The sequence below is a fragment of the Streptomyces sp. NPDC057682 genome (assembly GCF_042799575.1).
GTDB lineage: Bacteria > Actinomycetota > Actinomycetes > Streptomycetales > Streptomycetaceae > Streptomyces.
Genome location: NZ_JBHVIN010000015.1, coordinates 199,061 through 212,679, shown reverse-complemented (window position 1 = coordinate 212,679; position 13,619 = coordinate 199,061). Strand labels below are relative to the sequence as shown.

Genomic DNA, 13,619 nt, shown 5'->3' with positions numbered 1-13,619 from the left:
GACGATCGGCGATCGTGGCCCGTACTCCGTTGGACCTGGATGAACTCGTCGAGCACTGGACGCTGTTGAAGGACGAGCAGGCGCTTGTGTCCGGCAAGCGTGGTGCGACGCGACTGGGCTTCGCCGTGCTGCTGAAGTTCTATACGCAGTACGGCCGGTTTCCCCGGAACCGGGCAGAGCTGCCTGGTGAGGCCGTGGAGTTCGTCGCCCGGCAGGTGCAGGTACCCGCCTTGGAGCTGGAGTCCTACGGCTGGACGGGCCGCACGGTCGAGTACCACCGTGCGCAGATCCGGGAGCACCTCGGCTTCCGTGAGTGCAGCGTCGCGGACGCGGAGAAGCTGACGGCGTATCTGGCCGAGCACGTCGCGCACAAGGAACGCAGGCCCGAACAGGTCCGGCTGGAACTGCTGGCTCGCTGTCGCACGGAGAGCATCGAGCCGCCCACGGCGGGCCGGTGCGACCGAATCGTGGGGGCCGCTCTGCGGGCGGCCGAGGAGTCGCTGACGGCCCTGATCTCCTCGCGGCTGACCGTGGAGAGCATTGAGCGGATCGTGGCTCTGGTGGCCGGCGCCGACCAGGACGACGCCGGACCCGCGGGCGGCGGTACGGAGGGTGAGGACGCGCCACCGGTGCTGGCGAAGGTCAAGGAAGCGCCGGGCAACGTGAGCCTGGAGACGATGCTCACCGAGATCGACAAGCTCCTGGCGGTGCGGGCGATCGGTCTGCCACGGGATCTGTTCATCGACGTCGCGCCGAAGGTCGTAGCTGGCTGGCGGGCACGGGCCGCCGTGGAGTCGCCTTCCCACCTGCGGACGCACCCGGTGTCACTGCGGGTGACCTTGCTGGCCGCCTTGCTGCACGAGTGGGAGCGGGAGATCACCGACACGCTGGTGGAGCTGCTGATCTCCACGGTGCACCGGATCGGGGCGCGGGCGGAGAAGAAGGTCACCGAGCAGCTCATCAACGCGTTCAAGAAGGTGTCGGGCAAGGAGAACATCCTCTTCAAGCTCGCCGAGGCGTCGCTGGGCACCCCGGAGGGGACGGTCCGCCAGGTCGTGTTCCCGGCGGTGTCCGGGGGCGAGGCGACACTGCGGGAGCTGGTGCACGAGTTCAAGACCCGCGGGCCGGTCTACCGGCGGACGGTTCAGACGACGTTGAAGGCGTCCTACACCAACCACTACCGGCGCGGGCTGATCAAGCTGCTGGACGTGCTGGAGTTCCGCTCCTCCAATCACGCCCACCGGCCGGTGATCGAGGCCCTGGCGCTGGTGGCGCGGTACGCGAACGCCGGGAACACGACGTACTACCCGCTGGGCGAGACGGTGCCGGTCCACAAGGCGATGGGCGGGGACTGGGCGGAGGTCGTCCACCGTGCCGACAAGCGCGGCCGGCGCCGGGTGGTGCGCATGGTCTACGAGGTCGTCGCCTTCCAGGCCCTGCGCGATCAGCTCAAGTGCAAGGAGATCTGGGTGGTCGGCGCCGACAAGTGGCGCGACCCGGACGAGGACCTGCCGCAGGACTTCGAGGCGAAGCGGGCGGAGAACTACCGGGAGCTGCGCAAGCCGCTGGACGCCGCGGTGTTCGTCGACGAACTGCGCGAACAGATGACGGCCGAACTGACCTTGCTCAACGACCGGATGCCCAAGCTGACCTGGCTGGACATCGCCGAGCGGAAGTCCGGGGCGATCCGGCTCACGGCGGCCGAGGCCCAGCCCGAGCCGCGCAACCTGCGCAGGATCAAGGCCGAGGTACAGAGGCGATGGGGCATCGTGCCGCTCGTCGACATGCTCAAGGAAGCGGTGCTGCGGACCGGATGCCTGGACGCGGTCACTTCCGTCTCCGGCGGCGGCAGCCTCTCACCGGAGGTACTGGCCGAGCGCCTGCTGCTGGTCATCTACGCGTACGGCACGAACACCGGGATCAAGGCCGTGGCGTCCGGCGGCCACGGCCACACCGAGGACGAACTGCGCTACGTACGCCGCCGCTACCTGTCCGCCGAGGCCGCTCGCGCCATCGCCATCCAGATCGCGAACGCCACCTTCGCCGCCCGCAGCACCGAGCTATGGGGACAGGGCTCGACCGCGGTCGCCTCCGACTCCACCCACGTGCGCGCCTACGACCAGAACCTGTTCACCGAGTGGCACTCGCGCTACGGCGGCCGTGGGGTGCTCATCTACTGGCACGTGGAGAAGAAGTCCCTGGCTATCCACTCCCAGCTGATCAACTGCACCGCCTCCGAGGTCGCCGCGATGATCGAGGGCGCGATGAGGCACGGCACCACCTTGGACGTGGAAGCCAACTACACGGACTCGCACGGCCAGTCGGAAATCGGGTTCGGCATCACGAGGCTGCTGAACTTCGACCTGCTGCCGAGGATCAAGCGGATCAACAAGGTGAAGCTGTACCGGCCAGTGGCCGGCGAACCGGACGCCTACCCGCAGCTGACCCCGGCGCTGACCCGCCCGATCCGCTGGGAACTCATCGCCCGGCAGTACGACCAGATGATCAAGTACGCCACGGCGATCCGTACCCGCACCGCGTCCACCGAGGCGATCCTGCGGCGCTTCACCCGCAACGCCTCCCACCCCACCTACGCGGCCATGCTGGAGGTCGGGCGTGCGCAGAAGACCATCTTCGTGGCCCGGTACCTGCGGCTTCGGGACCTCCAGCGGGAGATCGAGGAGGGCCTGAACGTGATGGAGTCCTCCAACGGCGCGAACTCCGTGATCGCCTACGGCAAGGGCGGGGAGATCGCCTCGAACCGGCGCGACGAGCAGGAGATGTTCGTGCTGTGCCTGCGGATTCTGCAATCGGCCCTGGTCTACGTGAACACCCTGATGCTCCAGGACATCCTCGGCGAACCGGAGTGGGCCGAGCTCCTCACGCCCGCCGACCGGCGTGGCCTGACCCCGCTGTTCTGGTCGCACGTCCGGCCCTACGGGGAGGTCAACCTCGACATGGACACGCGCCTCGACCTTGCTGCGGTCAGACTTCCGGGTCCCCGAGTTCCGACGGACACCGCCGACCAGCAGTCATCTGAGCGTGCGTGAAGCGTGGGCGAGGTCAGAAGGAGCGGTGGGAGGGAGAAGGAAGCCAGATGGTCCACCTCCCTCCCGTAAGCGTCAGGTCGCTGCATTCGCACTGTCTTGTGAGGCGTCTTCCTTGGAATGCGGCTTCAGGACGCCCTGTCCACGCGTGCGGTCCATCTCGCGCCATTCCGGCCGCAGTCCAGCCAGATTCGTGGTGAGGAAGTACGCGGCGCCGCAGGTGAGCAGCACCGGCACGAGTCCGACAGCGGTCACCGCCGCCCCGGCGAGCAGCCCACCGAGAGGGATACCGGCCCAGGCCAGCGAGTCACCGAGCGCGTTGACCCGACCCAGCATTCGGCGCGGTACCCGCTCGACGAGGACGGCCCCCATCACTGGGTTGATGAAGCCGGCTCCGAACCCACTGACCGCGAAGACTGTCAGTACCACCCCAAACGGGGCATCGAAGGCGAGGATCAGGAACCTCGGTGCCCCGGCCAGCAGGAAACCGGTGAGAACCACCACTCGCCGCCGCAGCCGGTGCGCGACCATTGCGGCGATCAGGCTCCCGCCGACCGCCGAGGCCCCCATGACGCTGCCCATCAGGCCGATCGCGGTCGGCCCGTTGCCGGACTCCCTGGCCCAGACAGGTATGAGCACTGAGGTGATCGCCGCGTCCAGCAGATTGGTGATGCCGCACATGACGATGACTGTGAGCAACAGCGGCTCGCCGCGCAGGAAGGTGAAGCCCTCGCCGAACCGCCGCCAGTAGCCCGGTCCGGTTCCCCCGGTCGGCGAGGGGGCTTCCTCGACCGCGTGCCCCATGCCGCGAGGCAGCGCGAGTTTGATGATCACCGATCCGAGGGCGAAGCAGCACGCGTTGACGGCAAGTCCGGTCAAGGGACCGAGCAGCGCCACCAGAGATCCGCCGACCGCCAGGCCGACGGTAGAGGCGAGCCGCTCGATCACACCGGCCAGACCGGTGGCCCGCTCCAGCGGCACCCGGCCGCGCTCAGACGCCTCCGGGACCATCACCTCCTTGGCCAGGTCGCCGGGTCCCCGGGCCGCGCCGATCAGCGCGACCAGAACCAGCAGAAGGGGAAAGGACAGCAGGTCCAGGACGTGGAGCAGGGGAACCGCGGCGGCGGCGGTCGCGCTGGCCAGGTCGGTGGTCCAGGAAACGGCCCGCGGGCCGATCCGGTCCACCAGCGGCCCGGTGAACGCCTTGACCACCACGTAGGGCGCCATCTCGCAGAAGGCGACCAGTCCGGTCTGGGTGGCGCTCCCAGTTGTGACCAGGACGAACCAGGGCAGTGCCACAACGGAGATCCGAGTGCCGGTCAGCGACACAACCATGGCCGCCAGCACCCCGCCCAGCGGCCGTAAGGACCTCTTGCCGGGTATGCCGTCGGCCTTCGAGGCGTCGTCGGTCATGACGTCGGGCCTCCTTCCTCTTCCTGAGGGCCGGAAGGGAGCGACGACGCGGCAGGCGCATCCAGTTCGGGAAGGATCTGCGTGATCACGGCGACCCGTTCGGCGCCCTCGGGGGCACCCGCCGCCGTCTCCGGCGCGTCTCGCCGATAGCGCGCGATGACGTCCGTCAACTCCCGGTACAGGGCGGCGGCTTCCTCGGGTGTGAGCCGCAAGGCCCAGTCGCTCATGTCGAAGGTGTTCCGCCATGCACGGGGCATCGTCTGAAGCCCGTTCAGGGTCTGCTGCGTGCGCAGGGTGTAGATGGCGGCGACGGACTGCTGATAGGCCAGTGCGGCCTCGGGCTCCCGCTCGGCCAGCTCCGGATCGTTGAACCAGATCGTCCGGTGCACCGAACGCCACCAGCGCTCTCGCGCGTTGCCCCGTTCGGTGTCCTCCTCGACGAAACCGGCCGCGCCGAGCTGCCGGAGGTGGTAGCTGGCCGTACCGGAATTCACGCCGAGCCGTTCCGCGAGGCGGGTGGCCGTCGACGGGCCGTACTTCCGCAGCAGCCCAACCAACTGCACACGCACCGGATGCGCCAGGGCACGCAGCCCCTTGGCATCTAGGACAACTGCGTCCTCTTCAACGTTCGGGCCGTCCGGCTTCACGTTTGGGTCAGTCATACCGCCCACCCTAGACCGCAAAGAGTTGTTCGCAAAGGATCCTTTGCGAACAAGTCTTTGCGGTCTAGGGGCCTTTGAGGTGCCACTGCCCATCCATCGGCCGATTGGTGAGCAGGACCCGGTTCAGCCTCCGAGGCGGCGCGCAAGATGGAGCAGATCTGCCAGGTGCAGCACCCGCCCATCGAATCCGGGGAGAGGGACATGGGGTGGCTGGCTCCAGCGGGCTGGGATTGCGTCCAGCCCGTAGTACGCCCCCGCGAGGCCTCCGGTGACCGCGGCGACGGTGTCCGTGTCACCGCCGAGGTCGATCGCCGCGCGTATCGCGTCTTCGAAGCTGGTGGTGGTGCGCAGCGCCCAGACGGCTGAGCCCAGGCAGGGCCAGACAGCACCGTTGAACTCGGTCGCCTGATCGGGGTGCCAGTTGGGCGCGAGGACTGCGGCGTAGCGGCCGCGGTGGTCGGGGTGGACAACAGCCAGGATGTCCGGGAGCGCGGCGAGGAGGTCGGTGTCCTCGAAGGTGACACGGATAAGTTCGTGGAAGATCGCGGTGCCTTCCCAGGCCGCACGGTCACCGTGAGTGAGGGCAGCGATCCGGCGGGCCGCGTCCATGGTGGCTTCCTGGCCGGAGGAGGCGAAGTAGACCGCGGAGGTCGATGCCCGCATCAACGAGCCGTTTCCCGCTGCTCGTTGGTTGACCTGGAAGTGAATCGCAGCGGCGAGGTCCCAGGGCATGCCGTTGGTCAGGACGTCTTCGGTCTGCAAGCCGATGTCCTTCGGTTCTGATGCCGCCCACCGCTGGAAGCGGGCGAAGATGTCCGGCAGATCCAGTCCGCCCCGCTCCAGCAGCGACTCCGCGACCAGGACGGCCATCTGCGTATCGTCAGTGGCCTCGCCGGGGTCCCAGCCGCCGCCTCCGCACATCTCGCCACCGGCACCAGGCTCGGGAAACCGTGCGGAGAACGCTCCCTGGGGACCGAACTCGAAGGGGCCGCCCAGCGCGTCACCCACCGCTGACCCGACAACCGCGCCAGCGGCCCGCTGAATCCGCTCCATTCGCGCAGGTTATCTGTGCCGCGCCGACGGCCGCGCGGCCTTATTTCCTTCTTGGGCTCCCGACCCATCGGCGACGAACGTGTCTCGTCTACGGAGGTGCTCCGCCTGAGACACCATGGGGCTGAGACACCCGTACAGGTCACATAACGCCATCCAGTGTCGTGCCCGGCCGGAGCGCCATCCCGGCGACGGCCAGGTCCATCCAGTGGCTGGTGACGACGCGCCCGGACCGGGCGTAGAGGATGACCGTGTCGTCGGTACGGCGGAGAACCGTCCGGTGCCCGTCGGCCTTCGGCTCGTACCACCAGCCCGGCCCGGAAGGGATCACCGGCACGGCCTCGGCGAGGGCGGGCTTGACGGGATACTCCACACGCCGATCCTGCGCCGCGAGGACGTGGTCCGCCCGGTCGGCTACTCCATGCCGAGGTCGGTGTCCGGGCGGCAGCGCGTGCACGCCCGGACACCACTGGCCAGAAGGGCGCGGGCCTCGTCCCGGTCGATGGCCCGCCGCCGCTTGCCCGCGGCGTAGCAGTGGCCGGCGTGGACCTCGCTGGGCGGCCGGCCGACGCCGATCCCGAGCTCGACGATCCAGTCCGGTACCGGCGGCCGCCGCTCTTCGCCCTGCCGCCGCTCGGCTTCCCTCTGCTCGGCCGCGGCGATGGCTGCGCGGATATGGCCGAGCCAGATGCTGAGCTGGTGCTCCAGTGTGCGAAGCCGGGGCAGATCGGACGGAAGGTCGTACACGCGTTCTATTGTATGCCGGTGCTGGGCTGCGGCGAGGAGGTGGTGGCGGTGCACGACGGCGGTGACCTGCTCCAGGACCTCGGCGTGGATCCGGCGGACCTGGACCCGGCCCCTGCACGGCCGGTTCCCGAATGCGTGTACACGGGCCGGCTCGTCGCCCGGTATCCGTGCGTACGGTGCGGCGACCCGGCCACCGTGGCCGCGATCGCGGAAACGCCGCTCGGCCGGCGCTGGGTCGACCGGTGCATGCCCTGCCTCGTCGCGACCACGCCCCGCGGTGGCCCGCCGGGCCCGCTGGAGGACACCATGGCCGTGCTGCGCGAGGCCGCCGCCACCGTGGGGGTCGCCCTCACCGTCGTCACGGACGAGGCGTAGCCGTGGTGGACCGGTACCGGCTCACGCTGTCGATCGGCCCCAGGATCATCATGCGCGGGTGGTGGGCGGACCTGCCGACCGCCGAGAAGAAGTACACACGCTGGATCGGCGAGCGCGGTCACAACGCCCGCATCGACCTCGTCGACGAAGTCACCGGCGAGGTCCTGAGGTCATGGCCGCCCTGACCGCCTACTCGTTCTCGGGGTGCAGCGCAGCTTTCTTCGCCGCCTGCTCCAGCTCGACCCGGTTGGTCTCCGTCGCCTCGGCCTCTGCGGTCACGGCACGCTGGAATCGCTCTGCGGCCTGAAGCCAGGGGGCCCAGGCCTCCTGGCTGTACGGCTGAGATGTCGCCGCCGTCTGGGCCTCGGCGGCCGCTTTGCACAGCTTGATCAGTTCATCGCTCGGTTCTGCCACGGCGGGATCCTAAACCGCAGCACTGACATTGAGCCGCAGGTCAGGAAGGGAGCGGAGTCGTGCGGGCACCGCCCCCGGGAGCATCGATTCCGTGAACGCGGGGAGGTCCCACTCACCGGCTGCCGGTGTGATTGTCAGTGGTGTCCGGCAGAGTTCCGGCCATGATCAACGACTTGGACAGCATCGACTGGTCGTCGATGAGTCACGCCTATGGCTCCGCCGTCGATGTCCCCGCGTGGCTGCGGGCGATGGCCTCGCCCGATCCGGACGTCCGGAACCGGGCATTCAGCGACTTCTACGGTGCGGCGCACCATCAGGGTGACGTGTATCCGTGTACGGCGGCCAGTCTCCCGTTTCTCTTCGCCATGGCCGACGACGCCTCGACTCCCGACCCCGCGGCCGTCGTGGAGCTGGTGGTGAGCATCGGCCTGGAATCGGCCGAGCGGGGCGACGGCGTCTACTTCGCGCCGGACGGCACCGAGTCCACAGCCGGCGCGGACAGCCTGGCCCTGATTCGCGGGCGCGCCGATATCTTCGTCACTCACTCCGGTAGCTCTGACGTCGCCGTGCGCCGGGCGGCGATCGAGGGCCTGGGCCACTTCCTTGACGACGCCGGCCGGGCCGTCGCGCTCCTGCGTGATCGGCTGTCCGCGGAGTCCGGGACCTTCGAGCGGTTGCTGGTCGTGCGGACCATGGCAGATCTGGCGCTGCGGCTGCCGGCCGCCCGGTCCTCCGCCGTGGCGTGGCTCGATGTCCTCGCGGGCGACGCTGCCGCGGATCCCGATATCCGCCTGGCCGCGCTGGTCCACCGGGCACGCTGCTCCCCCACCGCCGTCGACGCCGGCACAGTCCCGACGGCGATCGGTCTGCTCCGGCGGCTCACCGCTGCGGCCCGGCCCGAGTCGGCGGGCACGAAGAACGGGGACGTGCCGGAGGACTGTGGTTGCGGTGCCGAGCCGGCCGAGGCACAGGCTCAGGGTGTTCCGCCTCAGATCGCTGCCGCGTTCGACGACCTCGAACGGCACAGCCGTGTCCACGCACCCACCACCGATCTCCTGCGGACCTTCCACGCGGTGCTCGGCGCACGTCTGCCCGAGCGCACCGCGCTGCTCACCGAACAGCTGCGCAGCCCTGACCCGGCCACCCGGTACGACGCGATCTCCATGGCCCGGGAACTGATCGGTTCCTGGCGCGGCGAGCACACCACGCTCGTCGCGCTCCTCGCCGGATGCCTGATCCCCGAGGACCCGTACACCTCCACCGCGGCCGCCGAAGCCCTCGGATCGCTGTCCTCTCTCGCCGAACCGGCCCGCGACGCTCTGGCCGCCTACGTCGAGGCGCACCGCGGCGTTCACGGATCCGACGTGTGGGCCGCTCCCCATCCGGCGCGGCGCCGCGCGCATCAGGAAGCCGTGATGGCCCTGGCGCGCCTCGGCGACGTCCGTGCCCTGCCCTGCCTGCTGACCGCGCTCGATACCGGGTGCGATGCGTGGCGTGCCATTCAGGTCTCCGGGCACCTGAGCTTGGCCGCTGGGGACCTCGTGCCGAGACTGGCCCGGCTCCTTGCCGAGACCGATCTCTCCGAGCAATGGGGTGCTGGGGCTCTCGTATCCGCCCTGGCCGCGCTGCGTCACCCCGCGGGCCTGCCCGCACTCACCCATGCCGTCAGCGCCGCGGCCCGGCATGAGCAGTGGTCCACGGCCACCTCCGCGGTGAACGCGCTCGCCTCTTTCGGCCCCGGGGCCGCACCGGCCCTGACGGTCATCCGCCCGCTGACCGAAGCCAAGGACGTGAATCTCCGGGCGGCCGCGGCAATCGCGGTGTGGGAACTGGGGCGCGACGCCGCCGAGTCCGTGCCCCGGCTCGAAGCGCTGCTCGACACCCACTGCCACCACGAGGCAGCCGATGCCCTCGGCCGGATCGGCCCGCCCGCCCGGGTCGCGCTCCCACGACTGCGCGAGCTGCTGGACAACGGGTACGACTGGACCCGGATCCATGCCGCAGCCGCCATCTGGGACATCGGCGGCGAGACCGAAGCTGGCGTCGTCGTGCCGACGTTGCTGGCCGCCTGGGAGGGAAACGACGCCACGGGCAACTACGTCCTGGCCTGCTTTGACCGGATGGGTCCTGCCGCCGCGCCAGCCATCCCCCGCATCCAGGCCGAGCTCGCGCTCCCCCGCCGCGGGGGACGATTCCGCAGTATCAGCAGCGACACAGAAGTGCAGCACCTCTGCCAGGCCGTCCTCGCCCGCCTCTGCCGCCCCTGACGGGCCGCCGCCGCACCCCGGACAGGACGCGGGACGGACGACGCCGCCGGGCGAGCCGGGCACCAGCTTGCTCAACGCCCGGGAACGGCAGCCGGCTCCGTGCCTGTGAGAACCGATACGGGGAGCTGCGATCCGCCCCTCACCCGCGACGACGGCGCGGGTGAGGGGCGGATCGGCTACGGGTCGCGGGGTCGACGGCCGGAACCATCAGCCGCAGGGTCAGGACGGTGCTGCGAGGCGATCGAGCCGGGCGTAGAGAGCCCGAACGAGGCGGGCACGATCCTGTGCGCAGCGAGCGGTGCCGTCCAGCGGAACGGAGAGGATCTGGGCGGCTTCCCGGAGTACGACGTCGGCAAGGGCGGCGCGGCCGTCGTCCTTGGGGAGGGCGGAGGCGCGGTGGCGGACGTCGGCGGCCAGCGCGCGGGCATGCCCGGTGAGCTGGAGGGCGATCTGCTCGTAGTCGCGGGGCGCGAGGTCCAGGCACCCCCAGGCGAGGACGGCGGTGACGAGCGCTTCGTGCGGGCCCCGGTCCAGCGGAAGTTCGCCCTCGATCAGGCCCTGGGGGTCGTGGAGCACGGTGTGGGTGCCGCTCACCGCGGGCCGGCCGCATCGTGGTCTTGGCCGTGGCCGCCGGCTTCGGGCTCGTGGACCGGGCCCGGGGCGGCGGCGGGGGTGGCGAGGAAGCGGGCGTAGCCGCGGTCGGCGCGGGCGATCAGCGCCGGGGAGGGCTGGCCGAAGGCGGGCGGCTGGAGGCCGCGGTCGTCCGGCTGGTGACCGGTGGGTGTGGGTGCGCTCATGGGGCACCGCCTCCGTCGTGTCCTGGGTGCGTCGGTGTCGTTCGACGCTACGCAGCGGCAGGGCTGACCCTCAATGAAGTTGCGGAAAATTGCGGGATTTCACTCCAGGGTGTCGATCGCGGTGTGGATGAGGGCGCGGGCGGCGTCGCCGTAAACGGCCATCTCGGCGAGGCCGGCGAACGCACGTGCGTAGTCAGCGACTTCGCGGGGCTGCGTCACTCTGATCTCCGCCGTCAGGGTCTCCACCACGGCCATGGTGTCGTCGTGGACGTAGAAGGCTTCCAGCGGCCACACGGTGCGCTGCGCGGTGAACGGGATGATCCCGAGTGAGACGGAGGCGAGCGGCATCACGGCCAGGAGGTGGCGCAGCTGCCCCCGCATCGCCTCCGGGTCGGCCGTGCGGAACCGCAGGACGGACTCCTCCATCAGGATCACGTAGCGGTGGCCGCCCTCGTAGAGGAAGCGGGAGCGGGCGACGCGGGCGGCGACGGCTTCGGAGACGTCGTTGGGCGTGCCCTGGAAGGCGGTGATCTGCTCCATGAGGGCGGTGGCGAACGCCGGTGTCTGAAGGAAGCCGGGGGGCACATTGGAGAGGTAGACGCGGCAGTGGCGGGTCTGCTCGTGCAGGGTGTACCAGTCCTGCTGGACCTGGCGCATGCCGCCCTGGTGGAGGCGGCGCCACTCCATGTACATCGAGTCGACCGCGCGGGCGGTGGCGATGAGGTCCTCGGCCTGGCCGTCCGCTCCGCACGCCGCACACCAGGCCCGGATGTCCGCGTCCGACGGAAGAACGGCGTCCATCTGGATGCGGGTGGTCTTCGCGGGGTGCCAGCCACACCGGGCGGAAAGCTCGCGCCCGGTGAGGCCGGCGTCCTTGCGCAGGTGCTGAAGGCGCACGGCGAGCGCCTCGCGGGCCGCCTGCGCGCTGGAGGATGGGGAGGCGGTCGTCATGCGGTGCGTGGCCCCTGGGGTGTGCGTGGTGTCGTGGTCAGATGCGGTAGTCGGCGTGTTCGGTGGCCAGGTCCCACACCGTGCGGAACGCCTCGGCGCACAGTTTGACCACGTGCGGGTCCTCGGTGTGGTCCGGCTCCAGGGCCTTGCCATCGCCGGAGAACAGGTTCCAGCGCACGACCCGGTCGTCGATGAGCCAGAAGTCATTGCCCGGCAGAGCGAGGGCGGAGGCGCGGCGGCGGGGCAGCCAGCGGACCTGTTCGCCGGCGCGGAGGTTGGCGTCGGTGATGGCGTGCTCGAAGCGGATGTAGGTGGTGACCGGTTCGGACACGATCCGTGCCCGGCGGACCGTCACCCCGCGGGCCACGGTCCGTTCCACCAGCGGCAGCCACCCGGCCCAGAACGCCGAGTCGTCCGCGGGCACCGCCCCGTCCCGCAGGAACGCCTCGTAGACGTCCCGTTCCTCCCCCACGGCGTAGACGTCGCGGAGTTCCAGGTGCAGGGCCTGGTACTGGGCGGAGTCGAGCAGCTCCTCAAAGGTGGGCGCCGGCGGCTTCTGCGGCATCACACGCCCTCCTGATCTGCCCGATCATCCGGGCCGGGATCCGGATGATCCCCTCGTCGTCCGCGGGCGGACTGTCCTGGCCGCACGCGGCCCGGGTCTCCTTGTCGGGGAGTTTGCCCTGCAACACCAGCTCGGGTCCCTCGGCGGTGTCGGTGTCCACCCATACCGCCGGGCAGTTACCCCCGCCCGAGGTCGGGTCCGTACCGAAGAAAAGTAACGCCATGATCGCCTCCGAAGCGAGCCAGTTGTGCATAGTTGCGCACATCACCGTCCCTCGCTCCGGAAGTAGGCGTCAAGGTGCCATTCACCCTGGGGCCGGCCGCATCGCCCGTGCCGTGGCCAGTGGGGCGACGTGAGCTGACGTGGACCAGATCGACGACGGCTGCCGCGCCCGGCTGACAGAGCAACGCCCAGGCTGGAGACTGAGGAGCCTGCGTACCAACGTGAAGAAGGCTGGGCACCAGCCCAGCGTGCCACTGCTGTCCAGTGGGCGAGTGCGAGCAGGGCTTGGCGGCCCGGGCTCAGCCGTCGCCACCGGGACCCGATCGCCCGGCGACGCCCGCGAAGATGCTGTGCGAGGAAGCGCAGGGAAGAGATGGACACGTCGGCGCCGGACGGGTAGACAAGCATGCGAAGCCTCTGGTGGAGAAGGTTCTCTTGGTCGAAAACCCATCTACCAGGGGCTTCATCCTGTTGTCAGCCCAACTGGACAGCGCGCGGGGCAGGTTGAAGAAGGCTCAGTTGCCGAGCTCGTATGATCTCGCGATGAGGATCTGGACGGAGCACCCTGCCAAGGCAGACGTCGAAGCTGTCGTTCGCCGCTACTTCAGCCTGCTCCGAGCCGAAAGGATCCCTGAGGCCGAACAGCTCATTGATCACTACCCGGTCCATCATGTACTCAAGTCGCTGTGGACCGGGTCCGTCGAAGCAAGCGCCGATGGGGACGAGGCCGGAAGACCTCCTGCAGACGGGTGGGAGCAGGATCTGTCCTGGCTTGGCGAACTGAATCTCGCAGATTTCCACTGGGGCCGCACCGGCAGCCATGTCTACGTTGAGATCACCTACCACGCGCAGATCATCGAAGTGGCATTGGGCTTTCGGGTCAGGCCCACCGACACTGGCTGGGTCATCACAGGACCGGCCACGTACTGGTAGGACACGCGAAAGAGCAGCCCGATCCAGGTGTCGGCGCAATCCGCCCGCTGGCGGACCATGAAACGCTGTCGATCAAGGACCCGGCAAGCCCGAGCACCCACGGTAACCTGCATCCTCAGGTTGGAAAAGACTCACTGAGCAACAGACGTTCTCGAAACCGACCAACAGAGCCACTG

General features: G+C 69.6%; 16 protein-coding genes and 1 pseudogene. 5 read left to right on the top strand and 12 right to left on the bottom strand.

Annotation, left to right across the window (positions count from 1 at the left end; genetic code table 11):
• Positions 1–14: 14 nt before the first annotated feature.
• A complete protein-coding gene (locus tag ACFVDM_RS26875; protein ID WP_383645288.1) occupies positions 15–3,050 on the top strand; it encodes a Tn3 family transposase in 3,036 nt (1,011 codons plus the stop codon).
• Positions 3,051–3,122: 72 nt separating this feature from the next.
• On the opposite strand, the gene ACFVDM_RS26870 is transcribed toward ACFVDM_RS26875, so the two are convergent.
• The 5 genes from ACFVDM_RS26870 to ACFVDM_RS26850 all read right to left on the bottom strand — a co-directional run bounded on the left by ACFVDM_RS26870 (position 3,123) and on the right by ACFVDM_RS26850 (position 6,919).
• Complete coding sequence (locus ACFVDM_RS26870; protein ID WP_383645285.1) at positions 3,123–4,460, bottom strand: MFS transporter; 1,338 nt, start codon at positions 4,458–4,460, stop codon at positions 3,123–3,125.
• Complete coding sequence (locus ACFVDM_RS26865; RefSeq protein ID WP_383645282.1) at positions 4,457–5,122, bottom strand: ArsR/SmtB family transcription factor; 666 nt, start codon at positions 5,120–5,122, stop codon at positions 4,457–4,459. Before ACFVDM_RS26865 ends, ACFVDM_RS26870 begins: the two co-directional genes overlap by 4 nt.
• Before the next feature lie 123 nt (positions 5,123–5,245).
• Entirely contained in the window at positions 5,246–6,175 is a 930-nt protein-coding gene (locus ACFVDM_RS26860; RefSeq protein ID WP_383645279.1) for an ADP-ribosylglycohydrolase family protein, read from the bottom strand.
• A 139-nt stretch (positions 6,176–6,314) separates the two neighbouring features.
• A complete protein-coding gene (locus ACFVDM_RS26855) occupies positions 6,315–6,545 on the bottom strand; it encodes a hypothetical protein (RefSeq protein WP_383645275.1) in 231 nt (76 codons plus the stop codon).
• 41 nt (positions 6,546–6,586) lie between these two features.
• Complete coding sequence (locus tag ACFVDM_RS26850) at positions 6,587–6,919, bottom strand: DUF6233 domain-containing protein (RefSeq protein ID WP_383645272.1); 333 nt, start codon at positions 6,917–6,919, stop codon at positions 6,587–6,589.
• A gap of 18 nt (positions 6,920–6,937) precedes the next feature.
• Between ACFVDM_RS26850 and ACFVDM_RS26845 the strand changes: the two genes are divergently transcribed.
• Positions 6,938–7,294 (top strand): hypothetical protein, encoded by a 357-nt coding sequence (locus tag ACFVDM_RS26845; RefSeq protein ID WP_383645269.1) that lies wholly within the window; start codon positions 6,938–6,940, stop codon positions 7,292–7,294.
• A 2-nt stretch (positions 7,295–7,296) separates the two neighbouring features.
• Positions 7,297–7,479, top strand: a complete 183-nt coding sequence (locus ACFVDM_RS26840) for a hypothetical protein (protein WP_383645266.1) — start codon at positions 7,297–7,299, stop codon at positions 7,477–7,479.
• Positions 7,480–7,483: 4 nt separating this feature from the next.
• On the opposite strand, the gene ACFVDM_RS26835 is transcribed toward ACFVDM_RS26840, so the two are convergent.
• A complete protein-coding gene (locus tag ACFVDM_RS26835; RefSeq protein ID WP_383645263.1) occupies positions 7,484–7,708 on the bottom strand; it encodes a hypothetical protein in 225 nt (74 codons plus the stop codon).
• Between the two features lie 161 nt (positions 7,709–7,869).
• Between ACFVDM_RS26835 and ACFVDM_RS26830 the strand changes: the two genes are divergently transcribed.
• Positions 7,870–9,975 carry a HEAT repeat domain-containing protein gene (locus ACFVDM_RS26830; protein ID WP_383645260.1) on the top strand — a complete coding sequence of 702 codons (2,106 nt, stop codon included), beginning with the start codon at positions 7,870–7,872 and terminating at the stop codon, positions 9,973–9,975.
• A 219-nt stretch (positions 9,976–10,194) separates the two neighbouring features.
• Here the strand turns inward: ACFVDM_RS26830 and ACFVDM_RS26825 are convergent, their stop codons facing one another.
• From ACFVDM_RS26825 to ACFVDM_RS26800, 6 genes and pseudogenes are all read right to left on the bottom strand, one after another.
• Positions 10,195–10,569, bottom strand: coding sequence for a DUF6415 family natural product biosynthesis protein (locus ACFVDM_RS26825; protein WP_383645257.1), 375 nt, complete (start codon positions 10,567–10,569; stop codon positions 10,195–10,197).
• Complete coding sequence (locus tag ACFVDM_RS26820) at positions 10,566–10,772, bottom strand: hypothetical protein (protein WP_383645252.1); 207 nt, start codon at positions 10,770–10,772, stop codon at positions 10,566–10,568. The genes ACFVDM_RS26825 and ACFVDM_RS26820 overlap by 4 nt, the downstream gene beginning before the upstream one ends.
• Positions 10,773–10,871: 99 nt before the next feature.
• Positions 10,872–11,723: a helix-turn-helix domain-containing protein gene (locus ACFVDM_RS26815; RefSeq protein WP_383645249.1), complete on the bottom strand. Its 852-nt coding sequence runs from the start codon at positions 11,721–11,723 to the stop codon at positions 10,872–10,874.
• 37 nt (positions 11,724–11,760) lie between these two features.
• Positions 11,761–12,288 carry a DUF6879 family protein gene (locus ACFVDM_RS26810; RefSeq protein ID WP_383645246.1) on the bottom strand — a complete coding sequence of 176 codons (528 nt, stop codon included), beginning with the start codon at positions 12,286–12,288 and terminating at the stop codon, positions 11,761–11,763.
• Positions 12,257–12,541 carry a hypothetical protein gene (locus ACFVDM_RS26805; RefSeq protein WP_383645244.1) on the bottom strand — a complete coding sequence of 95 codons (285 nt, stop codon included), beginning with the start codon at positions 12,539–12,541 and terminating at the stop codon, positions 12,257–12,259. The genes ACFVDM_RS26810 and ACFVDM_RS26805 overlap by 32 nt, the downstream gene beginning before the upstream one ends.
• Positions 12,542–12,774: 233 nt before the next feature.
• Positions 12,775–12,918, bottom strand: a pseudogene (locus tag ACFVDM_RS26800) (IS5/IS1182 family transposase); the annotation flags it as partial.
• 12 nt (positions 12,919–12,930) lie between these two features.
• Between ACFVDM_RS26800 and ACFVDM_RS26795 the strand changes: the two are divergent.
• Positions 12,931–13,443, top strand: coding sequence for a hypothetical protein (locus ACFVDM_RS26795; RefSeq protein ID WP_383645241.1), 513 nt, complete (start codon positions 12,931–12,933; stop codon positions 13,441–13,443).
• Positions 13,444–13,619 lie beyond the last annotated feature (176 nt).